Source organism: Pseudomonas fluorescens (assembly GCF_902498065.1).
Classification (GTDB): Bacteria; Pseudomonadota; Gammaproteobacteria; order Pseudomonadales; family Pseudomonadaceae; genus Aquipseudomonas; species Aquipseudomonas fluorescens_BJ.
The window spans coordinates 294,412-317,166 of sequence record NZ_CABVIR010000006.1 but is presented as its reverse complement, the minus strand read 5'-3'; the positions used below and the strand labels follow the sequence as shown (position 1 = coordinate 317,166).

Sequence of the window (22,755 nt, the reverse complement as noted above, 5' to 3'; positions counted from 1 at the left end):
AGGGCCCTCGATAAAGAAAAAAACAGCCGTTGCATTATCACTAAGCCCACAGATAAAACCAGTCACCCTTTCAGATAAGAGTGGCCGGATGTTTCTTTACACTATAATTCCAACCCTTTTGTTGGGACATGGACGACCGAATGCCTGCCACCTATCGCGATGCCATGCGTGCAGCGCTGCTTTACCTGCTGCTTTCCGTCGTCTGGCTGAAGCTCAGCGGTTACTTATCGAACAGTTTCTTCGATAGCTCCGATGAGCGACTGCGATGGCAACTGATCAACGGTTACGTGTGGGTGGTGCTTAGCGCCGGGCTGATCTTTATTGCTCGGGCGCGATTGTTCCGTTGCCTGGGGATCGGCGCTGAATTGCGCGAGCGCAATGAAGACCGGGAACGTTTGCGTCAGGCGGCCGCTGTGTTCGATTGCACCCGCGAAGGCGTGTTGGTCACCGACCGTCATGGGATCATCGTCCATGTGAACCGGGCGTTCATGGAAATCACCGGCTATCAGACCGACGAAGTGCTGGGCAAGCAACCCAGTCTGTTCAAGTCCGGTCATCATCCGGCGAGTTTCTACCAGGCGATGTTCGCCACACTCACCCGTTGCGGCGAGTGGAGCGGTGAAATCTGGAATCGCCGAAAAAGTGGCGAAATCTATCCGCAATGGCAGACGATTCGCCTGATTCACGATGACCAGGGTCAGCTCAGCCACTACGTCGCGGTGTTCTCCGACATCAGCGCGATCAAGGATTCCGAGCACGAGCTCAAGTACCTGGCTCATCACGATCCGTTGACCGATCTGCCCAACCGCCTGCTGTTCACCGACCGTGCCGAGCAGGCATTGGCGTCGGCGCAAATCCACAAACGCGGCTGTGCGTTGCTGATGATCGATCTGGATCATTTCAAGATGATCAACGACAGCCTCGGACACACGGTCGGCGACCAACTGCTCAAAGCCGTGGCAGAGCGTTTGGAGGCCTTGCTTGGCCCGGAGATCACGTTGGCGCGACTGGGGGGGGATGAGTTCGCAGTACTCGCCGAAAGCTGTCCGCAGTTGATACAGGCTGCGGCGCTGGCGCAGCGGATCATTGACGGTCTCAAAGAGCCGTTCCTGATTGGCGGGCACCAACTGTTCATCAATACCAGCATCGGTATCAGCCTGTTCCCTGGCGATGCCTTGAGCGCTGAACAGCTATTGCGTAACGCTGACTCGGCGCTGTTCAAGGCCAAAAGCGCTGGTCGCGATGGCTACGCCCTTTATACCGAAGAGCTGACAGCCCATGCCCAGAATAGGGTCGAGACTGCTGTAGAGCTGCGCCAGGCGTTGGAACAGCAGGAGTTGCGCGTTTATTACCAGCCGGTTCATGACTTCAAGACCCGTCGCCTGGTTGGCGTCGAGGCGCTGGTGCGCTGGGAACATCCGAAGCGGGGGCTGGTGTCGCCGGCAGAATTCATTCCCATCGCCGAACGCACCGGATTGATCGCAGAAATCGATACCTGGGTGATGCGCCAGGCTTGTCAGCAAATGTGCTTGTGGCAGCAGGCAGGTGTCGCGCTGTCGTTTGTCGCAGTGAACGTCTCGTCACGATTGTTCGCTCGTCGTGAGCTCTTTCAGCAAGTGGCGAAAGTGCTGCACGAAACCGGGCTGGATCCGGCGTGTCTGGAGCTGGAAGTCACTGAGAGCGCGGTGATGGAAGACCCGGAGGTGGCGTTGGAGCAGATGCATCGACTGCGCGAGCTGGGTGTGCGGCTGGCCATCGATGATTTCGGTACAGGCTATTCGTCGCTGCTGCGGCTCAAGCGTCTGCCGGTGCAGAAACTCAAGATCGATCAGGGCTTCGTGGCCGGATTGCCTTGGGATGATGACGATGCGGCCATCGTGCGCGTGATCATCGCGCTGGCGCAAAGCATGGGCATGCAGGTGCATGCCGAAGGGATCGAGCAGGTCGAGCAGGCGCGGTTCCTGCTTGAGCAGGGTTGCGATCTCGGTCAGGGTTACTGGTTCGGCCGACCGGTGCCGGCGGAGCAGCTGGATTGGATGCGCACTCCGGAAATCCACTAATCCCCCCACTTTGTGCACAGCCAGCGCCCACAAGTTTGCGTACGAACAAACATCTCCGCCATGAACAGGCCTCTGTGGGAGCTGGCTTGCCAACGATGGCGGTCTCGAGTCCTGCGTAAATCTCAAGGGCCTCATCGCCCGCAAGCCCGGCTCCTGCAACGATTTCGCAGGGGCTGGAGAGGGGGCGATTTTTCGATCCCTGATCCGTCGCGCAGACGTAACTCCTCGCCCCGACAAATAATTTATTTTGGTTATATAAACATTCTTAAATAGTCTTTTTAAGAATATCCGCACCTATCTACTATTGGTCTCACGCCGCAAGCAGTGCCCCCTCTGCCAGGCAACCTCTCAGTCGAAGGAGCAGCACCATGAGCGCATCCCTACGTAGCGTTGACGGTCAAGACGAAGCCACCATTTTGCGTGAGATCCAGAGCGCCCTGCGCGATCTGCGGTTTGGCGCCGTGGAAATCACCGTGCACAACGCTCAAGTGGTCCAGATCGAACGTAAAGAGAAATTCCGTTTGCAGAACCCCAGCAACAAACCGAGCTAAGCAACCGGCAACCGATTCCAACACTCCATAAAAAAAGCCAACACACCAAGAATTCCAGGAGCTTTCACCATGTCGTCGATTCGTCATTTCGCTTTGGCCGCACTGGCCAGTGCCCTTTTTGCGGGCTCCGCGGTTGCCAAGGATTACGAGCTGCTCAACGTCTCGTACGACCCCACTCGCGAGCTGTATCAGGATTACAACGCTGAGTTCGTCAAGTTCTGGCAGAAAGACCATGCAGGCGACACCGTGAAAATCCAGCAGTCCCACGGTGGCTCGGGCAAACAGGGCCGTGCGGTGATCGACGGCCTGCGCGCCGACGTAGTGACCCTGGCGCTGGCCGGTGACATCGACGAAATCGCCAAGCTCGGCAAAACCCTGCCGGCGGACTGGCAGACGCGTCTGCCGGAAGCGAGCACGCCGTACACTTCGACCATCGTGTTCCTGGTGCGCAAGGGCAACCCTAAAGGCATCAAGGACTGGGGCGACCTGGTCAAGAACGACGTGTCGGTTATCACTCCGAACCCGAAAACCTCCGGCGGCGCTCGCTGGAACTTCCTCGCGGCCTGGGCCTACGGCCTGAAAGCCAACGGTGGCAACGAAGCCAAGGCCAAAGAATACGTACAAACCCTGTTCAAGCACGTGCCTGTGCTGGACACCGGTGCTCGCGGTTCGACCATCACTTTCGTCAACAACGGTCAGGGCGACGTGTTGCTGGCGTGGGAAAACGAAGCCTTCCTGGCGCTGAAAGAAGACGGCGGCGCCGACAAGTTCGAGATCGTCGTGCCTTCGCTGTCGATCCTTGCTGAGCCTCCAGTGGCGGTAGTCGATAAAAACGCCGAGAAGAAGGGCAACGAACAGATCGCCGAAGCGTACCTCAAGCACCTGTACAGCCCGGCCGGTCAGGAAATTGCTGCGAAAAACTTCTACCGCCCACGTGATAAGGAGGTCTCCGCCAAGTACGCTCAGCAGTTCCCGAAACTGGAGCTGGTCACCATCGACAAGGACTTCGGCGGCTGGAAAACCGCGCAACCGAAATTCTTTAATGACGGTGGCGTGTTCGACCAGATCTACCAGGCGCAGTAACCTGCTGTAGGTCATAAACGAGCCCCGATTTAACCGTCGGGGCTTTGCGCGTTCTCAACCAAGGACTTTTATGTCGCGTCGTATCTCCCCCGTCATACCCGGCTTCGGGCTGACGCTGGGCTACACCTTGGTGTACCTCAGCCTGATAGTGCTCATTCCGCTGGCGGCGATGTTTGTGCACGCCTCTCAACTCACCTGGGATCAATTCTGGGCAATCATCTCGGCGCCCCGCGTACTCGCGGCGTTGAAGCTCAGCTTCGGCACCGCGCTGTACGCCGCGATCATCAACGGCATCATCGGCACGCTGCTGGCCTGGGTGCTGGTGCGCTACACCTTCCCCGGTCGCAAGATCATCGATGCGATGATCGATCTGCCCTTCGCCTTGCCCACGGCCGTGGCCGGTATCGCGCTGACTGCGCTGTACGCGCCGAATGGTTGGGTGGGTCAGTTTGCGGCGGACCTGGGTTTCAAGATCGCGTATACCCCCCTCGGTATTACGCTGGCGCTGACGTTCGTAACCCTTCCATTCGTAGTACGTACCGTACAGCCAGTATTGGCCGATATTCCCCGTGAAGTCGAAGAAGCGGCGGCGTGCCTGGGGGCCAAACCCTTGCAGGTTTTCCGCCATATTCTGGTGCCCGCGTTACTGCCGGCGTGGTTGACCGGGTTCGCGCTGGCCTTTGCCCGCGGGGTTGGCGAGTATGGTTCGGTGATTTTCATCGCCGGCAACATGCCGATGAAAACCGAGATCCTGCCGCTGCTGATCATGGTCAAGCTCGACCAGTACGATTACACCGGCGCCACCTCCATTGGTGTACTGATGCTGGTGGTTTCTTTCGTCCTGTTGCTGCTGATCAATCTGCTGCAACGCCGTATTGAAACCCCATAAGGAGGCGCTGAAATGTCCCAATCATCTATTGCTGCTGCTTCCTCGAACGCTGCCCGCCGTGGCAGTGCCAGTTCACGGCGAATCCTGATCGGTCTAGGCTGGCTGGTGTTTGCCCTTTTCCTGTTGCTGCCGCTCGTGATCGTGGTGTCCCAGGGTTTGAAGAATGGCCTGGGTTCGTTCTTCACCGCGATCCTTGAGCCCGACGCGCTGTCAGCGCTGAAGCTCACGGTCATTGCCGTGTTGATTTCGGTCCCGTTGAACCTTGTGTTCGGCGTCAGCGCCGCGTGGTGCGTTAGCAAGTACTCGTTCCGCGGTAAAAGCATTCTGGTGACCCTGATCGACTTGCCGTTTTCGGTGTCGCCGGTGATCGCCGGTCTGGTCTACGTGCTGATGTTTGGCGCGCAGGGTTTTTTCGGCCCGTGGCTGCAGGATCACGACATCCAGATCGTCTTCGCGTTGCCGGGTATCGTGCTGGCGACGATCTTCGTCACCGTGCCGTTCGTGGCACGCGAACTGATCCCGCTGATGCAGGAACAAGGCACGCAGGAAGAAGAGGCCGCGCGTCTGCTCGGCGCCAATGGCTGGCAGATGTTCTGGCACGTCACCGTGCCCAATATCAAATGGGGCCTGATCTACGGCGTGGTGCTGTGTACCGCGCGGGCGATGGGTGAGTTCGGTGCGGTGTCGGTGGTTTCCGGGCACATTCGCGGGGTGACCAACACCTTGCCGCTGCACGTCGAGATCCTCTACAACGAATACAACCACGTGGCCGCGTTCGCTGTGGCGAGCCTGTTGCTGATCATGGCGCTCTTCATCCTGCTGCTGAAGCAGTGGAGCGAAAACCGTATTAACCGCCTGCGCGCCAGCGCCGCGGAGGAATAATTCATGTCGATCGAAGTGCGTAACGTCAGCAAGAATTTCAACGCGTTCAAGGCGCTCAATGACATCAGCCTGGACATTCAAAGCGGCGAACTCGTGGCGCTGCTCGGCCCGTCGGGTTGCGGCAAGACCACGCTGTTGCGGATCATCGCCGGGCTGGAAACCCCGGATCAGGGCAACATCGTGTTCCACGGTGAAGACGTGTCCGGCCACGATGTGCGTGATCGCAACGTCGGTTTCGTGTTCCAGCATTATGCGTTGTTCCGCCACATGACGGTGTTCGACAACGTCGCGTTCGGCTTGCGCATGAAACCGAAAAACCAGCGCCCGACGGAAAGCCAGATCGCGGTGAAAGTCCATGAGTTGCTGAACATGGTGCAACTGGATTGGCTGTCGGATCGCTACCCGGAGCAACTTTCCGGCGGTCAGCGTCAGCGTATCGCGCTGGCTCGCGCCCTGGCGGTAGAGCCGAAAGTCCTGCTGCTCGACGAACCCTTCGGCGCCCTTGACGCCAAGGTGCGTAAAGAGCTGCGCCGCTGGCTCGCGCGGCTGCACGAAGACATCAACCTGACCTCGGTGTTCGTGACCCACGACCAGGAAGAGGCGATGGAAGTGGCCGATCGTATCGTGGTGATGAACAAGGGCGTGATCGAGCAGATCGGCTCACCGGGCGACGTCTACGAAAACCCGGCCAGCGACTTCGTTTATCATTTCCTCGGCGACTCCAACCGTCTGCATCTGGGCGAAGACAACCACGTCCTGTTCCGTCCGCACGAAGTGTCGCTGTCGCGGCATGAACTGGACGATCATCACGCGGCCGAGGTGCGCGATATCCGTCCGCTGGGCGCGACGACTCGGGTGACGTTGAAGGTCGAAGGCCAGAGCGAGTTGATCGAAGCGGAAGTGGTGAAGGATCACGACAGCCTGATCGGCCTGGCGAAGGGCGAAACCTTGTTCTTCAAGCCGAAGGTCTGGCAGAAAGTCGCCAACATTTAAGAGCAAAAGCTTCGTCGGAACGCCGCCCGGGGCAAGCCCGCTCCCACAGTGATTTGCGTCGTTTACAAATTCCCTGTGGGAGCGGGCTTGCCCGCGATGGCGTCCTACGCCGCAGCGTTGTTCTGACGCAGACGTACCCCACCCACCCGCGCCTCGATCTGCTCCTTCAGATCCCGTCGCATCCCCAGCAAAAACGCCAGTTCAACCACTACAAACAACGGCCCGACAATCAACCCCGTCACATCATCGACAAACGCCGGTTTGCGTCCTTCGTAGTGATGCCCGACAAACTGAATCGCCCAACCGATCACGAACATCCCGATGCCGCTCGCCAGCCACACCAGCGTGCTTTGCTGTGCCAGCACGTGACCTGCCCAAACGCACAGACCCAGTAACGCAGTCATCAACACCCCGAGGCGTACTTCCAGGCGCACGTAAAACCACGCCGACGCCAGCGAGACCAGCACTGCCGGTGAAAGCCAGCCCCCGGCCCATTGCGGCCGCGACAGCAACACCGCGACAGAGACCACAATCAGCGGAATACCGATAAAGTGGCTGGCAATATTGCGTGGATCACGGTGGTAGGCGGCGTATTGACTGAGATGGTCAACGAGGCTTTTCATTGTTATTCCTCCTGTAGGGTGATTGATCATGCCCCGGGTTCACCGCTCGCTCTGTCAGCCAGGCGACAATCTCCAGGAGTTTTGATGGACAAGCAGGTTTGGCGTTCGCGCCTGGAAGCGGGGCAGTGGTTCAGTCATCTACCTGTTCCTTTACAGAATAGTCTGTTGGCCGGCGCCAAGGTGCGGCGCCTGGCGTCGGGGCAGCGGCTGTTCCAGCGCGGTGATCCGCCGTGTGGCCTGTACGCCGTGCTCGAAGGTGCGGTGCGCATTGGCGCCGTCAGTGAGCAGGGCAAGGAGGCGTTGTTGAGCCTCGTGGAGTCGCCGCACTGGTTTGGCGAAATCTGCCTGTTCGACGGCCAGCCGCGCACCCACGATGCGTTCGGCGTCGGCCAGTGCATCCTGCTGCACATCCCGCAAACCGCGTTGCTGGTCATGCTGGATGAGCAACCGGTGTACTGGCGGCAACTGGCATTGCTGATGAGCCAGAAACTGCGCCTGACCTTCATCAACCTCGAACAGTTGAGCCTGATGCCGGCGCCGGCTCGGTTGGCGCATCGTTTATTGATGATCGCCGACGGCTACGGCGAAATCGTCCCGCCGCGGCGTGTGCTGCAACTGCCGCAGGAACAGCTTGCTTCAATGCTGTCACTGTCGCGCCAGACCACTAATCAGCTCCTCAAGGAATTGCAGGGTCAGGGGATTTTGAATCTGAAGTACGGCGAGATCGAAATTCTCGATGCCGAACGGTTGCGGGCGTTGGCGATTTTTTGAAACACGGCGTTATTGATGGGCTTTGTCCGCGAAGGCGCCTAGCCTGTGACAACGACAATCGAGGTGTGCCATGCGTGTGCTGTTAGTGGAAGACGAACCGGAGACCGCCAAACTCCTGGCCAAGGGCCTGAACGAGGCGAGCTACTCGGTGGATGTGGCGCTCAACGGCATGGACGGCCGCCGCTTCATCGAGTCCGGCGAATATGAGCTGATCATTCTTGACGTCATGCTGCCGGGGTTGAATGGCTGGCAGTTGCAGCAACAGATCCGCAAGCTCGGCGAGACGCCGGTGCTGTTCCTCACCACCAAGGACGGCATCGAGGATCGCTTGCGCGGGTTGGAGCTGCATGAGGACGATTACTTGCTCAAGCCGTTTGCCGTGAGCGAGCTGGTGGCGCGGGTGCGCAAGTTGTTGCGGCGAGATCGCGGGCGTTAGGGATTACTGTGGTTTCTGGTCTGGCCCCATCGCGGGCAAGCCTGCTCCCACAGGTTCAGCGTCGTACACAGAATCATTTGCACACCCAAGATCCCTGTGGGAGCGGGCTTGCCCGCGATGGGGCCAGACCCGGCAACGGGCCTTCCGGACCTGTCACCGCAACCCATCCCGAAACTGCCCCGGCGTCATCCCCGTCCAGCGCTTGAACGCGCGGCTGAAGCTGCTCGTATCCGCAAACCCCAACAAATAACTGATTTCGCTCAACGAACATTGCGGGTCGCGCAGGTGCAGCAGCGCGAGGTTTTCGCGGCTTTCATTGAGCAGCGTGTCAAACCGGCAGCCCTCGTCTGCCAGATGCCGTTGCAAACTGCGCAAGCTCAGGTGCAAGGCCTTGGCGATGTGTTCGGCGCTGGGCTCGCCTTCGGGCAGTTGTTCTTCAATGGCGTCTCGGACTTTACGCTCCCAGGTCATGGGCTTGAGCTGCGCCAGCGTGCGTTTGAGCACGGTTTCGTTGTGTTCGGCCAGTTCCGGGTTGGCGTCGTCCAGGTGACTGTCGAAGTCCACCAGAGAAAACTCCAAGCGGTCTTCGTCGGCCGAAAAGTACACCGGTGAGCGGAAGACTTTGTGCCATTGATGGGCGTCGGCCGGTTCCGGGCGCCGCAGGTACACCGCCAGGGGCGCGTAGTCGCGGCCCAGTCGATTACGGCAGGTGCGCACGTAAATGGCGGCGAAGGCGTCGATGGCTTCGAACGCCGGCGCCGGGTTGCCTGGCGGGATTTTCAGGCGAAAGCGGTAGCGATCCTCGGTGCGGCTCAATTCAAGTTCCAGGGCATCGCTGACCACTTGGTGATATCGCACGATGCGTTCGAACACCTCGCGCAAACTGCCGCTGGCCACCAGTGCATAGCCGAGTGCGTGAAAGGTGGTCGGGCTGACGAATCGCGACACCCGCAAGCCGATCGCCGGATCGCCGCTGACCTGCACCGCGATTTCCCACAGCCGCGTAGTGCCCGACAACGGGTAACGGGCGTTCGGGTCGTCCATCAATTGCGGGTCGAGCCCCGCCTGGTGGCACAGGGCGGTGCTGTCGAGGCCCAGCGCATCGAGTTGCTTGCGCAGGGCGCGGGTCCAGCTGGCGAGGGAGGTCGGTTCAGTCATGCTGATTGGCGCTTCCGGTCAACAGGTTGGCGTCCACGGCTACCGCCTTGTGAGGGATCGCAAGGCAGGATGCGGACATCAATAACCAGAGGATGGAAGCATGGACGGTACTTCTGCAAGTCCCCAGCGACTGAATGCAGCTCAGCGAGCCGCGCATATTCGCGAAGTGGTGTTGGCCAAAGGGGTCGAACTGCGTAAACGCTACCCGATGCTCAACCATCAGGACGCCTTGGGCGCAGGCATTCTGGCCTTCGCTTTGGCGGGAATGATCGGGTCGGCAGCCCTGTACATCAGCGGGCACATGGCCTGGTGGGTGTGTCTGCTGCTCAACGCTTTTTTTGCGTCGCTGACCCACGAGCTTGAGCACGACCTGATTCATAGCATGTACTTCCGTAAACAACGCGTACCGCACAACCTGATGATGGGCCTGGTGTGGCTGGCGCGCCCGAGCACGATCAACCCTTGGATTCGACGGAATCTGCACCTCAACCACCACAAGGTGTCCGGCACTGAAGCCGACATGGAAGAGCGTGCGATCACCAACGGCGAGCCTTGGGGTTTTGCGCGGCTATTGATGGTCGGCGACAACGTAATGTCGGCCTTCATCCGCATGCTGCGGGCCAAGACCTGGGCTCACAAGTTCAGCATCATAAAACGCGCCTTGAAGGTCTATGCGCCACTCGCTCTGGTGCATTGGGGCGCGTGGTACGTGTTTCTCGGCTTCCACGCCGCCAATGGCATCGCGCATCTGCTGGGAGCGCCGATTGAATGGTCGGCGACCACGCTTTCGGTGATGCAGGTGATCGACATTGCGGCGGTGGTGATCATCGGCCCGAATGTGCTGCGCACGTTTTGCCTGCACTTCGTCAGCTCGAACATGCATTACTACGGTGATGTGGAGCCGGGGAATGTGATCCAGCAAACCCAGGTGCTGAACCCATGGTGGATGTGGCCGATGCAAGCGTTCTGCTTCAACTTTGGCAGCAGCCATGGAATCCATCATTTTGTGGTGAAGGAACCGTTTTACATTCGCCAGATGACCGTGCCGGTGGCGCACAAGGTGATGCGTGAGATGGGTGTGCGGTTCAATGATTTCGGTACGTTTGCACGGGCAAACCGCTTTGTTCGCAAGGAAACCGTCGAGCCGCAGGAAGTGCGCGCGGCTCGGGCGTGATCGATGCAGCCGGAAACTCAAACGCTGGTCATCAATTTGACCTAAAGGGACGCTAAGTTATGACTTGGTGAGTGAGCGGCATATGCGATTCAGGCCTAATAAGTTAATTAAATATTCTTTTATTAGATAACCGTTTCCGCCAATCATTGCGCTACAGATTTTGAGTTTCCGGGGCCGTCTCCTTGGCAGGGTGCGGCCCCTTTTTTATTCCTCAGGAAAAACACCAACCCTTTGTGGGAGCTACGCATATGCGATATTGGTCTTAATAAATAGCTTCTTATTCCTTAACGAATATAACTCTCCTCCCTATACTCGACCGGGAACAGACACGCAGCAGGAGAGCTCCCCCATGCGCAACGAATCAATTCGCTATCTGATTGTGCCGGGCTGGCAAGGATCGCCGGAAGATCATTGGCAAAGCCACTGGCAGAACAGCCTGCCGAACAGCGCGCGGGTGGAGCAGGCCGATTGGTTGACCCCGCGTCGTGAAGATTGGGTGGCGGCATTGGCCGAGGCGATTGCCGCCGACAGCACGCCGGTGATCTTGATTGCCCATAGCCTGGGTTGCATCACGGTCGCGCATTGGGCGGCCACTGCACCGCTGAATTTTCTGCGCCAGGTGCGCGGTGCCTTGCTGGTCGCGCCGGCGGACGTCGAGCGCCCGGCCTGCGCGCCGGCCCTGCGCAATTTTGCGCCGATTCCGACGAACCTTTTGCCGTTCCCGAGCCAGGTGGTCAGCTCCGACAATGACGCTGCTGTCAGCGCGCCACGTGCGTTGGAACTGGCACGTAACTGGGGCGCCGAGGCAGGCGTGCTGTCGGGTGCCGGGCACATCAACGTGAAGTCCGGTCATCAGCGTTGGGAGCAGGGTTTTGCTTATCTGTATCGCCTGCAAAACCGCATGGAACATCACGCCCTGCGCCGCGCTTGAACCTTTTTTCTTTTTAATATCGCCCCCCGTCTCCCGGCGGTTTTGGGCGGGAGTCTGCCATGAGTTTTGAAGCCTTCGGTCAGCCACTGCTGACCTTTCCCGACGCAGAAAAAAGTCCGCTGAGCATCCGCGCCAAGGCGCTGGTGTTCGTCGATCCGCGCTCGCGTCAATTGCGTGCCGAGCTGGAACAACTGGCCCCGCGTTCGATCTCCGTGTTGATCCGTGGCGAAACCGGCAGCGGCAAAGAACTGTTGGCGCGACACATCCACCGCGCCAGTGATCGCGGTGGGTTGTTTGTATCGGTCAATTGCGGCGCGATCAGCCCGACCTACGCCGACGCCGAATTGTTCGGCTATGCCGCCGGCAGTTACAGCGGTTCGGCGAGCAGTCGCGCCGGTTGGTTCGGTTCCGCCAATGGCGGCACGCTCTATCTGGACGAGATTGGCGACTTGCCGTTGCCGATCCAGATCAAGTTGCTCGCCGCACTGGAAAACCACGAAGTCACTCGCGTTGGCGCGCATCAACCGAGCCCGGTGGACGTGCGTCTCGTGGCTGCGACCAGCATTGATCTGGCGCAAGCCGTGGCTGCCGGTAAATTCCATGAGCGGCTCTATCACTACCTCAGCGAAGGTCAGCTGGAACTGCCGGCGTTGCGTGAGCGGGTGGGCGATATCCTGTCGTTGTCCGAGTACTTCCTGGGCATTTACAGCCAGCGCCTGGACCTGCCGGTGCCGCTGATCAGCGAGGCCGCGCAGCAGGTGCTGGAACAACACAGTTGGCCGGGCAACACCCGGGAACTGGAAAACGTCATTCACTTTGCGTTGCTGGTGAGCACTGGCGACGAGATCTTGCCCGAACATTTGAACCTGCCCGAAGCACCAGCGCCGCTGACGCAGATTGAGCAGCAACTTCAGCACATCCTCACCAAAGGCACTGCCAACGAACAAGCCGCCCTGAAACAACTCCTCAGAAACACCACGCTCTTGTAGGAGCGAGCTTGCTCGCGATCCAGGCCGCGCGGTGTGTCAGGGAAGACGCCATCGCCGGCAAGCCGGCTTCTACAGGGGGGGCAGGGGAAAGGGCGAGCTAGAGCTGTATGAACAAAATGGAATATGAAAGTGAATAAAAGATATTGTTCGGGAATAAAAAATCTCGGTATTGTCCGCATCACGCCAGCGATAGCACTTCACTGGCACTTGTACTCTTAGCCGTCGTCGATGACGACCGTGATTTTCGATAAGGACACTGCATGAAAAAGGTTCTGTTGTTCACCGCATTGGCGGCTGCCCTGGCCGCGGGCCTGGCCCAGGCTGGCGAGAAACTGGTGGTGGCGGCGACCCCGGTCCCACACGCCGAGATTCTCGAGCTGATCAAGCCAACCCTCGCCAAAGAAGGCGTGGACCTGGAAATCAAAGTCTTCACCGACTACGTTCAGCCAAACGTGCAAGTTGACCAGAAGCGTCTGGACGCCAACTACTTCCAGACCCTGCCATACCTGAAAAACTTCAACGAAGGCAAAGGCACCAATCTGGTGACCGTGATCGGCGTTCACGTTGAACCGTTCGGTGGCTACTCGAAGAAAGTCAAAAGCCTGGCTGAGCTGAAAGACGGCGCAACCATTGCAATCCCGAACGAAGGCAGCAACAGCGGTCGTGCTCTGCTGCTGCTGCAGAAGGCTGGCCTGATCGAGTTGAAAGACCCGAAAAACGCTCTGGCTACCCCGAAGGACATCGCCAAGAACCCGCACAACTTCAAGTTCAAGGAGCTTGAGTCCGCAATGTTGCCGCGCGTTCTGGACCAGGTTGACCTGGACATGATCAACACCAACTACGCACTTGAAGCCGGTCTGAACCCGGCCAAAGACGCGCTGGTAATCGAAGGTGCCGATTCGCCTTACGTGAACTTCCTGGTGGCTCGTCCGGACAACAAGGACAGCGTAGCCATCCAGAAACTGGCCAAGGCATTGACCAGCCCTGAAGTGAAGGCTTTCATCGAGAAGAAGTACAGCGGCGCGGTACTGCCGGCGTTCTGATTCGACGCAGCATCGAACCCTTCAAGGTTTCAAACGCCGACGGCTTGCAATAGCGTCGGCGTTTTTTATGACGCTTTGATCGCTCCCACGCTCCGCGTGGGAATGATCTACATCTCTCAGGCCACCCTGGCCTTCAACGCTCTGCGCAACGCCATCAGCAACTTCACGATGTCCTGTGGATCCAGTCGCTGCGGTACTTTTACGTCAGCCATGTTCTCTCCTTGTAATGGTTCGGCCGGGAGTCTGGCCAAAAGCTGTGGGTCCTTGGAGGGGCATTCTGAAAAAAAGATCCCTCCTACAGCGAAAAGGAAAATAGTCGTCATCCTCGGTCTCAGCAAATCCGCGGGATAGTTTTTTGCGTGATATCAATAGGCGTTATCGGTATTCAAAAACTTCTTTTTAAGCTTTTAAAGTCGGTGCCTGCCAGTGGTTATCACCGCCCATGGACTGCACCACCAAAAGCCAGCCAGACGCTGGGCGCCGAAGCGCCGATTGCACCGGCGATGAATAACTGCACATTGAAACCGCTCGTGCACCTAGCAGCTCTGCTAGGTGCACGACGCGCTGGATTGAGTGCAAGCTTGGCCTTCGATCAGGAGGCTTTATCCATGACAACTGCACCCACCCTTATGTGTCGGTATCACTATGACGCCCTGGACCTGATCGCAGGAATGGCGTGTGCCGGTCAGGCCAGCCTGCAACGCTTCTATCGCCGCCAGCATCTGGTAACGGAACGGCAGGGGCAGGCCAGTCAATCGGTTTTTCAGCACGGCGAGCAACTGCTCGCCGTGCAATCGAGCGAGAACGACATCCTCAAGAGCCAGTTGCTGGCCACCGATCAACAGCGCTCCGTTTTGCAGCTGATTGATTCGTTGGGGGCATTGCCAAAGGTCTACACACCTTACGGTCATCATCGGGCCGAAAGCGGTCTGAGCAGTCTTCTCGGCTTTAACGGCGAACGTCGCGACCCTGTCACCGGGTGTTACTTGTTGGGTAACGGGCGTCGGGGGTTCAACCCGGTGCTGATGCGTTTCAACAGCCCTGACCGGCTGAGTCCGTTTGGGCAGGGCGGGTTAAATTCGTATGCGTACTGTCTGGGGGATCCGCGGAATTTCAGTGATCCTACTGGCTCGTTTGCCGAAATAGGCCGATTAATCACAAGCATCCTGAGTGTGTCGAATACACGACTGGGCATGTCCCGTGCCATCCCTTCCTATAACTTGGCCAAGGACGCCTTGAGATTCGGTGCATTGAGGCATTTACCGGCCAGACAGTCCTTTGCGGCAGTAAGCACGGTAACGGCCAGTGGTGCGGTACTCACCACAGGCCTGGTTGGGGTTGCCAGTGCCGTGGTGGCAATCGTCGAGGATCCTGAGGCAGCCGCAATACTGGGGTATGTCGCTTTAGGGCTGACAACGTTGGCGATAGCCTCGAGAGTGGGCACTTACTGGGCTGTGAAAAAACCCGGGACTGAAGCTGCTTTGATGAGTTTTGTGAAGAACAAGGGGCAGATGAAAAGCGCGACACCGCCCTCGTCTTCCCGGCCTTCCTCGGCGTCTTCGATGTCTTTCGAGGCTTCGGCTCCGCCACAAACACCAGGTACGTTCAGGTCAGACCCAGTGACGATGGGCGGGAAGCGATCATACGACGAGATGATTGGAGTGGAGTTTGATCGGCCATTTCTGAAGGCCAGACGCCAGCGGGACCCCTTGAACTCGAACAAAAAAATTCGTAGGGCCTAAGAGCCCCATCAAGAAGTCCTAATCCGGCCAATACCACGCCGGCTCATCCAGCAGCCGCTGCCCGACAATCCCGGTCTGCCCAAGATTTTTTTCCAGCACGATGCAGTTGCATTCCGGGTCTTCCTGCAACGCCGAAATCAGCCGCCGCGCATGGGACACCACCCACACCTGACAGTGCTCCGACGCACGGATAATCAAGCGCGCCAACGCCGGCAACAGGTCCGGATGCAGGCTGGTTTCCGGCTCGTTCAGCACCATCAACGTCGGTGGTCGCGGCGTCAGCAAAGCCGCCACCAACAGCAAGTAGCGCAACGTACCATCGGACAACTCCGCCGCCGACAACGGCCGCAACAACCCTTCCTGATAAAACTCGATGGCGAACCGGCCGCCGGCCAGCGGCTCGATATGCAGCCGTGCACCGGGAAACGCATCGCTGATGGCGTTGCGCAAGGCGTCGGGGTCGCCAATTTCGATGATGGTCTGCAACGCCGCCGCCAGATCTCTGCCGTCGTGGTGCAGCACCGGAGTGCGGGTGCCCAGTTGTGGCTGACGCACCGGTGCGTCGGCGTCGCTGCGAAAGTGGTCGTAGAAGCGCCAGCGGCGGATGAACTCACGCATCTCCAGCACCTCCGGTGAGGTCCGCAAGCTGCCGACCTGATCGAACAGGCTGTCGAACGTCGGCGTGTGTTGAGCCAACACGTCCCAATTGCGGTTGGCTCGGGTGCGGATCATCGGACCGTCGCGATCAACCAGCAGACTTGCTGGACGATAGAACGCCCCGGCCCACAGGCATTCGCGCTTGATTTGCGGGTCGAGACTGAACCGTGACGGAATGGGTGAACTGTGCCCGGGTAACATGAAATGACCGTTGGAATCGGGCAGCCCCAGGCTGATCGAGTAACCGAAATCTTCGCCGGCAAACCCCAGGCGCAGGCGTTTGACGCCGTGACGCACCGTCGCCTCGATCGGTACTTCGCCGTTACGCATGCGCCGGGTGATGGTTTGCGGCCCGGCCCAGAAGGTCGAATCCAGCCCGCCTTCGCGGGCCAACGCATTGACCACGCCACCCTGAGCGGTTTCCGCGAGCAGGCGCAACGCGCGGTAGAGGTTGGATTTACCGCTGCCGTTCGGCCCGGTGATCAGGTTCAAACGACCCAGTGGGATCACCAGTTTATTGATCGAGCGGTAATTGGCCACCGCGAGGGTTTTGAGCATGGGAAGCTTCCTGATTGCTAAGCGTGCAGCAAACCTGTGCACCTGTTGAACCCTGTTCTAAGCTCACAGTCGTATCGACATTGGCACGTTCGTACAACGCAAAGGAGTCTGCATGGCTGGTCCCGGATTGAAAAGAGTGATTGGCCTGAGTCTTCTTGTGTTGCTGGGCGCCTGCGGGGAAAAACCTCAGGTCGAAAAGGATCGTCCGCGGGTGTTTGTGCAAGCGGTCAAAGCGGCGGATTACGCTGCGTCCGTGACCCTCACTGGTGATGTTCAGGCGCGCGTCCAGACCGAACTGTCGTTCCGCGTCGGCGGCAAGATCATCCAGCGCATGGTCGATGTCGGTGACCGGGTGTCAGCCAGACAAGTGCTCGCCAGACTCGATCCGAAAGACCTGCAGACCAGCCTCGACTCGGCCCAGGCACAGGTCGTCGCCGAACAGGCGCGGGTCAAACAGACCGCCGCCGCCTTCGTCCGCCAGCAAAAACTTCTGCCCAAGGGCTACACCAGTCAAAGCGAGTACGACTCGGCCCAGGCTGCGTTGCGCAGCAGCCAGAGTGCGTTGACTGCCGCCCAGGCGCAACTGGCCAACGCCCGCGAGCAACTGAGTTATACCGCGCTGATCGCCGACGCACCGGGGGTGATTACGGCCCGCCAGGCCGAAGTCGGCCAGGTGGTGCAGGCCACGATGCCGATTTTCAGCCTTGCCCGGGACGGTGAGCGTGACGCGGTGTTCAACGTCTACGAATCGCTGCTGGCAGAGGCACCGGGAGACAAAACGATCGTGGTCAGCCTGCTCGATAACCCGGCCATCAAGACCACGGGCACGGTTCGGGAAATCACCCCGGCCGTTTCCGCGCAGACCGGCACGGTTCAGGTCAAAGTCACCCTTAACGGATTGCCCGAAGGCATGCAGCTTGGCTCGGTGGTCAGCGCTACGGCGAAGACGCCGGGCAAATCGGCGGTTGAGCTGCCGTGGTCGGCGCTGACCAAAAACCTCAGCGACCCCGCTGTTTGGCTGGTGGACGACGAAGGCAAGGCGCAGTTGCGTACGGTCACGGTCGGTCGTTACCTGACCGGCAAAGTCATCATCAGTGATGGCCTGAAGGGCGGCGAAAAAGTCGTCATTGCCGGCGGTCAGTTGTTGCACCCCGGCGTCAAAGTGGAAATCGCCGAAAACACCTATAAAGACCTCGCCGAAGGAGCCCAGCCATGAAGCGCCTGTTGCTGGTGTTCGCTGGCGTGATGCTGGTGGCCTGTTCGGAAAAAGAGCCGCCACCGGAGCCGGTGCGCCCGGTTCTGTCGATCAAAGTGCTGGCGCTGGACGAGGAAGCTCTCGGCCGTTTCGCCGGCAGCATCCAGGCCCGCTACGAAACCAATGTCGGTTTCCGCGTGCCGGGGCGGATCGCCAGCCGTAACGTCGATGTCGGCGCCGAAGTCCAGAAGGGCGCCTTGCTCGCCACGCTCGATCCCACCGATCAGCAAAACCAGCTGCGCTCGGCCGAGGGCGATCTGGCGAAGGTTCAGGCGCAACTGATCAACGCCCAGGCCAACGCCCGGCGTCAGCAGGAACTGTTCAATCGCGGGGTCGGTGCGCAGGCACAGCTGGACATTGCCCAGACCGATCTGAAAACCACGCAGGCCTCCCTCGACCAAGCGAAAGCGGCGGTCGATCAAGCCAAGGACCAACTCGGTTACGTCGAACTGCGCACCGACCATAAAGCCATCGTTACCGCGTGGAGTGCCGAAGCCGGCCAAGTGGTGACCGCCGGCCAGCAAGTGGTGACGTTGGCGCAGCCCGACATCAAGGAAGCGGTGATTGACCTGCCCGATACGCTGGTCGATCAGTTGCCGGCAGACGTGGTGTTTCAGGTCGCCGTGCAACTGGACCCGAGCATCACCACCACCGCCATCGTCCGCGAAATCGAACCCCAGGCCCAAAGCGCTACCCGCACCCGGCGCGCCCGCCTGACCCTGACCGATACGCCCGCCGGTTTCCGACTGGGCACCGCCATAAGTGTGACCCTCAGCTCCGCCATCAAACCGCGTATCGAACTGCCCCTGACCGCGCTGCAAGAGGTCGATGGCAAATCGCGAATCTGGGTCATCGACCCACAGACCCAAACCGTTTCCCCGCGTGACATCAGCCTGATCAGCCGTACCGATTCCACGATGGTCCTGGCCAACGGCGTGAAATCCGGCGAGCGCGTTGTCAGTGCCGGTGTGAACAGCCTGAAACCAGGGCAGAAAGTGAAAATCGATGAGGACGGCCCACAATGAAAGGGAGTTTCAACTTATCCGAATGGGCCCTCAAGCATCAGTCGTTTGTCTGGTATCTGATGTTCATCGCGCTGCTGATGGGCGTGTTCTCGTACATGAACCTCGGCCGCGAAGAAGACCCCTCGTTCACCATCAAGACTATGGTGATCCAGACCCGCTGGCCGGGTGCGACCCAGGAAGAAACCCTCAAGCAAGTCACTGACCGCATCGAGAAAAAACTCGAAGAGCTCGACTCCCTCGACTACGTGAAAAGCTACACCCGGCCGGGCGAATCGACGGTGTTCGTCAACCTGCGCGACACCACCAGCGCCCAGGACATCCCGGAAATCTGGTACCAGGTGCGCAAGAAGATCAACGACATTCGCGGCGACTTCCCCAAAGGCCTGCAAGGGCCAGGGTTCAACGACGAGTTCGGGGATGTGTTCGGTTCGGTGTACGCCTTCACCGCTGACGGCTTGTCGATGCGCCAGTTGCGCGATTACGTCGAGCAGGTCCGCGCCGAGATCCGTGAAGTGCCAGGACTGGGCAAGGTCGAGATGGTCGGCGAGCAGGATGAGGTGATCTACCTGAACTTCTCCACCCGCAAACTGGCGGCGCTGGGCATCGATCAGCGTCAGGTGGTGGAGAGCCTGCAATCGCAAAACGCCGTGACGCCGGCCGGGGTCATCGACGCCGGCCCCGAGCGGATTTCCGTGCGCACCACCGGGCAGTTTGCTTCCGAGAAAGACCTGGAAAACGTCAACCTGCGGCTCAACGACCGTTTCTATCGCCTGGCCGACATTGCCGACATCAGTCGGGGTTACGTCGACCCGGCAACGCCGGAGTTTCGCTTCAACGGTCACCCGGGCATCGGCCTGGCGATTGCCATGAAGAAGGGCGGCAACATTCAGGTGTTCGGCAAGGCGCTGCACCAGCGCATGACCGACCTGACCGCTGATTTGCCGGTGGGCGTCGGCGTGCATACCGTTTCCGATCAGGCCGCCGTGGTGGAAAAGGCCGTCGGCGGTTTCACCAGCGCGCTGTTCGAAGCGGTGGTGATTGTGTTGGTGGTCAGTTTTGTAAGCCTCGGCGTGCGCGCCGGGTTGGTGGTGGCGTGCTCGATTCCGCTGGTGCTGGCGATGGTCTTCGTCTTCATGGAGTACAGCGGCATCACCATGCAGCGGATTTCCCTCGGCGCCTTGATCATCGCCCTCGGCCTGCTGGTGGACGACGCGATGATCACGGTCGAGATGATGGTCACCCGTCTGGAGATGGGCGAAACCAAGGAGCAGGCGGCCACATTCGCCTACACCTCAACCGCATTCCCGATGCTCACCGGTACGCTGGTGACCGTGGCCGGTTTCGTGCCGATTGGTCTGAACGCCAGTTCGGCGGGGGAGTACACCTTCACGCTGTTTGCGGTGATTGCCGTGGCGATGCTGGTCTCGTGGATCGTCGCGGTGTTGTTCGCGCCGGTAATCGGCGTGCACATCCTCAGCGCCAACGTGAAACCGCACAACGCCGAGCCCGGCCGCATCGGCCGAGCCTTCAATTACGGCATGCTCTGGTCGATGCGCAATCGCTGGTGGGCCATCGGCATCACCATCGCCTTGTTCGTGGCGTCGGTGTTTTCCATGCAGTTCGTGCAGAACCAGTTCTTCCCGTCTTCGGACCGTCCGGAAATCCTCGTCGACCTGAACCTGCCGCAAAACGCATCCATCAATGAAACCCGCAAGGCCGTGGACAAGCTCGAAGCGTCGCTCAAGGATGACCCGGACGTCGTGCGCTGGAGCAGCTACATCGGCGAAGGCGCGATCCGTTTCTACCTGCCGCTCGACCAGCAATTGCAAAACCCGTACTACGCGCAATTGGTCATCGTCAGCAAGGGCCTGGAATCGCGAGAAGCCCTGAGTCAGCGGTTGCGCGAGCGCTTGCGCAAGGATTTCGTCGGCATCGGCAGCTACGTCCAGGCGCTGGAAATGGGCCCGCCTGTCGGGCGTCCGATCCAGTACCGGGTCAGCGGCAAGGACATTGACCAGGTGCGCAAACAGGCCATCGCCCTGGCCACCGAGCTGGACAAGAACTCGCACATTGGCGAGATCATTTACGACTGGAACGAGCCAGGCAAAGTCCTGCGCATCGACATCGCTCAGGACAAGGCGCGGCAACTGGGGCTGTCGTCGGAAGACGTGGCCACCCTGATGAACAGCATCGTGGTCGGTGCGCCGGTGACGCAGGTCGATGACGATATCTACCTGATCAACGTCGTTGGCCGCGCCGTGGACGCGGAGCGCGGCACGCCGGAAACCTTGCAGAACCTGCAGATCGTCACGCCGAGCGGCACTTCGATTCCACTGCTGGCCTTCGCCACCGTGCGCTACGAACTGGAGCAGCCGCTGGTGTGGCGTCGCGACCGCAAGCCGACCATTACCATCAAGGCAGCGGTGCGCGACGAGATTCAGCCGACCGATCTGGTCAGGCAACTGAAGCCGACCATCGACAAGTTCGCCGCGGGTTTACCGGTGGGCTATCAGGTCGCCACCGGTGGTACGGTCGAGGAAAGCGGCAAGGCTCAAGGACCCATTGCCAAGGTTGTGCCGTTGATGCTGTTTTTGATGGCGACTTTCCTGATGATTCAGTTGCACAGCGTGCAGAAGCTGTTCCTGGTGGCGAGCGTCGCGCCGCTTGGTTTGATCGGCGTGGTGCTGGCGTTGATCCCGACTGGCACACCGATGGGCTTCGTGGCGATCCTCGGGATTCTGGCGCTGATCGGCATCATCATCCGCAACTCGGTGATTCTGGTGACGCAGATCGACGCCCTGGAGAAAGAGGGGTTGTCACCGTGGGATGCGGTGGCGCAAGCCACGGAACATCGGCGCCGGCCGATTCTGCTGACGGCCGCGGCGGCGAGCCTGGGGATGATCCCGATTGCGCGGGAAGTGTTCTGGGGGCCGATGGCGTACGCGATGATCGGCGGCATCATCATCGCGACGTTGCTGACGCTGCTGTTTTTGCCGGCGCTGTATGTGGCCTGGTACAAGATTCGCGAGCCGAAGAAAGAGGTGCATTGAGGCGAGCGCTGCGCGCTCATCGCTGGCAAGCCAGCTCCCACTTTCAACCGCGCTCATTCAAGAGAACACGGTCTACTGTGGGAGCGGGCTTGTCCGCGATGGCGTCAGTTCAAGCGCTACAAACCTGAGGTTTACGCTTTACGCCAGACACTCGCCAACCAGGGTTGCTGCTCCCGCGGCAGCCCCGCCGGCCGGTAGTAATGCTCCAGCTCCACAAACCCCGCCGCGGTCAGCAATTCCTGCCACGCCTGAAGATCGTGATACGCCCCATACCGCGGCCCATTCCAGCCTTCCTGATTCTCACCCCGCGGATTGGAACTGAACAACACACCACCCGGTTTCAAAGCTGCATGCAATTGCTTCAACACCCGAGGCAACTCCTGACGCGGAATGTGAAACAGCACGGCGTTGGCGAAGATCCCGTCAAAGCGCCCGGCCGGCAAATCCAGCTTGAGAAAGTCCTGCTGCCAGACCTCGCAACCACTGTCCTCACGGGCCATTTGCGCAAACTTCTCCGATCCGTCGAGGCCGACCGCGGTGTGGCCCATGCGCGTGAACGTCTGCAAATCCCGGCCCGGCCCGCAGCCAAAGTCGAGGATGTCGAACGGTGGTTCGCCCTGGATATGCCGCAGCAGCGCATCAATGTTCTGGCTGACATCGTGATCACGCGTGCCTTCGCGAAAATCTTCGGCCACCGAGTTGTAATGGCCCAGGGTGGTGGCAGTGATTTGCTTGAGGTCGTCGGGCGTTTGCTTCATGGTTGGCTGCATCGGTAATTGGGATTCGCCGAATATACGCCATCAGATCCGGGGCTGCTGCGCAGCCCATCGCGAGCAAGCTCGCTCTCACAGTTGATCTTCTGCGAACACAAAACTTGTGTACGAC

Annotated in this window: 20 protein-coding genes; 16 read left to right on the top strand and 4 right to left on the bottom strand. The window is 59.6% G+C overall.

Going from position 1 to position 22,755, the window contains the following annotated elements:
* Positions 1-140: 140 nt before the first annotated feature.
* The 6 genes from dibA to F8N43_RS21700 all read left to right on the top strand — a co-directional run bounded on the left by dibA (position 141) and on the right by F8N43_RS21700 (position 6,458).
* A complete protein-coding gene (gene dibA / locus F8N43_RS21725) occupies positions 141-2,060 on the top strand; it encodes a phosphodiesterase DibA (protein ID WP_150633167.1) in 1,920 nt (639 codons plus the stop codon).
* A 368-nt stretch (positions 2,061-2,428) separates the two neighbouring features.
* The gene (gene oscA / locus F8N43_RS21720) at positions 2,429-2,611 is read left to right on the top strand and encodes a sulfur starvation response protein OscA (RefSeq protein WP_007945260.1); all 183 of its coding nucleotides are present in this window, start codon (positions 2,429-2,431) and stop codon (positions 2,609-2,611) included.
* 69 nt (positions 2,612-2,680) lie between these two features.
* Complete coding sequence (locus F8N43_RS21715; protein ID WP_150633165.1) at positions 2,681-3,694, top strand: sulfate ABC transporter substrate-binding protein; 1,014 nt, start codon at positions 2,681-2,683, stop codon at positions 3,692-3,694.
* A 70-nt stretch (positions 3,695-3,764) separates the two neighbouring features.
* A complete protein-coding gene (cysT, locus tag F8N43_RS21710) occupies positions 3,765-4,583 on the top strand; it encodes a sulfate ABC transporter permease subunit CysT (protein ID WP_150633164.1) in 819 nt (272 codons plus the stop codon).
* Positions 4,584-4,595: 12 nt separating this feature from the next.
* A complete protein-coding gene (gene cysW, locus F8N43_RS21705) occupies positions 4,596-5,465 on the top strand; it encodes a sulfate ABC transporter permease subunit CysW (RefSeq protein WP_150633163.1) in 870 nt (289 codons plus the stop codon).
* Between the two features lie 3 nt (positions 5,466-5,468).
* The gene (locus F8N43_RS21700) at positions 5,469-6,458 is read left to right on the top strand and encodes a sulfate/molybdate ABC transporter ATP-binding protein (protein ID WP_150635953.1); all 990 of its coding nucleotides are present in this window, start codon (positions 5,469-5,471) and stop codon (positions 6,456-6,458) included.
* Between the two features lie 104 nt (positions 6,459-6,562).
* Here the strand turns inward: F8N43_RS21700 and F8N43_RS21695 are convergent, their stop codons facing one another.
* Complete coding sequence (locus tag F8N43_RS21695; RefSeq protein ID WP_150654337.1) at positions 6,563-7,081, bottom strand: DUF962 domain-containing protein; 519 nt, start codon at positions 7,079-7,081, stop codon at positions 6,563-6,565.
* 84 nt (positions 7,082-7,165) lie between these two features.
* On the opposite strand from F8N43_RS21695, the gene F8N43_RS21690 reads away from it, so the two are divergent.
* Entirely contained in the window at positions 7,166-7,852 is a 687-nt protein-coding gene (locus F8N43_RS21690) for a Crp/Fnr family transcriptional regulator (protein ID WP_150635947.1), read from the top strand.
* A gap of 70 nt (positions 7,853-7,922) precedes the next feature.
* The gene (locus F8N43_RS21685) at positions 7,923-8,288 is read left to right on the top strand and encodes a response regulator (RefSeq protein ID WP_150633160.1); all 366 of its coding nucleotides are present in this window, start codon (positions 7,923-7,925) and stop codon (positions 8,286-8,288) included.
* 153 nt (positions 8,289-8,441) lie between these two features.
* Here F8N43_RS21685 and F8N43_RS21680 read toward each other — a convergent pair whose 3' ends face one another.
* Positions 8,442-9,446 (bottom strand): AraC family transcriptional regulator, encoded by a 1,005-nt coding sequence (locus F8N43_RS21680; RefSeq protein ID WP_150635944.1) that lies wholly within the window; start codon positions 9,444-9,446, stop codon positions 8,442-8,444.
* Positions 9,447-9,546: 100 nt separating this feature from the next.
* Between F8N43_RS21680 and F8N43_RS21675 the strand changes: the two genes are divergently transcribed.
* The 5 genes from F8N43_RS21675 to F8N43_RS21655 all read left to right on the top strand — a co-directional run bounded on the left by F8N43_RS21675 (position 9,547) and on the right by F8N43_RS21655 (position 15,325).
* Positions 9,547-10,620 (top strand): fatty acid desaturase, encoded by a 1,074-nt coding sequence (locus tag F8N43_RS21675; protein WP_150635942.1) that lies wholly within the window; start codon positions 9,547-9,549, stop codon positions 10,618-10,620.
* Positions 10,621-10,969: 349 nt separating this feature from the next.
* Positions 10,970-11,551 (top strand): alpha/beta hydrolase, encoded by a 582-nt coding sequence (locus F8N43_RS21670; RefSeq protein ID WP_150633157.1) that lies wholly within the window; start codon positions 10,970-10,972, stop codon positions 11,549-11,551.
* Positions 11,552-11,610: 59 nt separating this feature from the next.
* Entirely contained in the window at positions 11,611-12,540 is a 930-nt protein-coding gene (locus tag F8N43_RS21665) for a sigma 54-interacting transcriptional regulator (protein ID WP_150654336.1), read from the top strand.
* A gap of 260 nt (positions 12,541-12,800) precedes the next feature.
* Positions 12,801-13,583, top strand: a complete 783-nt coding sequence (locus F8N43_RS21660; RefSeq protein ID WP_150633155.1) for a MetQ/NlpA family ABC transporter substrate-binding protein — start codon at positions 12,801-12,803, stop codon at positions 13,581-13,583.
* A 608-nt stretch (positions 13,584-14,191) separates the two neighbouring features.
* The gene (locus F8N43_RS21655; protein WP_150654335.1) at positions 14,192-15,325 is read left to right on the top strand and encodes an RHS repeat-associated core domain-containing protein; all 1,134 of its coding nucleotides are present in this window, start codon (positions 14,192-14,194) and stop codon (positions 15,323-15,325) included.
* Positions 15,326-15,343: 18 nt separating this feature from the next.
* Here F8N43_RS21655 and F8N43_RS21650 read toward each other — a convergent pair whose 3' ends face one another.
* Entirely contained in the window at positions 15,344-16,540 is a 1,197-nt protein-coding gene (locus tag F8N43_RS21650; protein ID WP_150654334.1) for an AAA family ATPase, read from the bottom strand.
* Positions 16,541-16,652: 112 nt separating this feature from the next.
* On the opposite strand from F8N43_RS21650, the gene F8N43_RS21645 reads away from it, so the two are divergent.
* Genes F8N43_RS21645 through F8N43_RS21635 form a run of 3 tightly spaced genes read left to right on the top strand, consistent with a single transcriptional unit; the run spans position 16,653 to position 21,870 of the window.
* The gene (locus tag F8N43_RS21645; RefSeq protein ID WP_150633152.1) at positions 16,653-17,756 is read left to right on the top strand and encodes an efflux RND transporter periplasmic adaptor subunit; all 1,104 of its coding nucleotides are present in this window, start codon (positions 16,653-16,655) and stop codon (positions 17,754-17,756) included.
* On the top strand, positions 17,753-18,820 hold the full coding sequence (locus F8N43_RS21640) for an efflux RND transporter periplasmic adaptor subunit (protein ID WP_150633151.1): 1,068 nt from the start codon (positions 17,753-17,755) through the stop codon (positions 18,818-18,820). Before F8N43_RS21645 ends, F8N43_RS21640 begins: the two co-directional genes overlap by 4 nt.
* Positions 18,817-21,870: an efflux RND transporter permease subunit gene (locus F8N43_RS21635; RefSeq protein WP_150633150.1), complete on the top strand. Its 3,054-nt coding sequence runs from the start codon at positions 18,817-18,819 to the stop codon at positions 21,868-21,870. The genes F8N43_RS21640 and F8N43_RS21635 overlap by 4 nt, the downstream gene beginning before the upstream one ends.
* A 131-nt stretch (positions 21,871-22,001) precedes the next feature.
* On the opposite strand, the gene F8N43_RS21630 is transcribed toward F8N43_RS21635, so the two are convergent.
* Positions 22,002-22,628 (bottom strand): class I SAM-dependent methyltransferase, encoded by a 627-nt coding sequence (locus F8N43_RS21630; RefSeq protein ID WP_150635931.1) that lies wholly within the window; start codon positions 22,626-22,628, stop codon positions 22,002-22,004.
* Between the last annotated feature and the right edge of the window lie 127 nt (positions 22,629-22,755).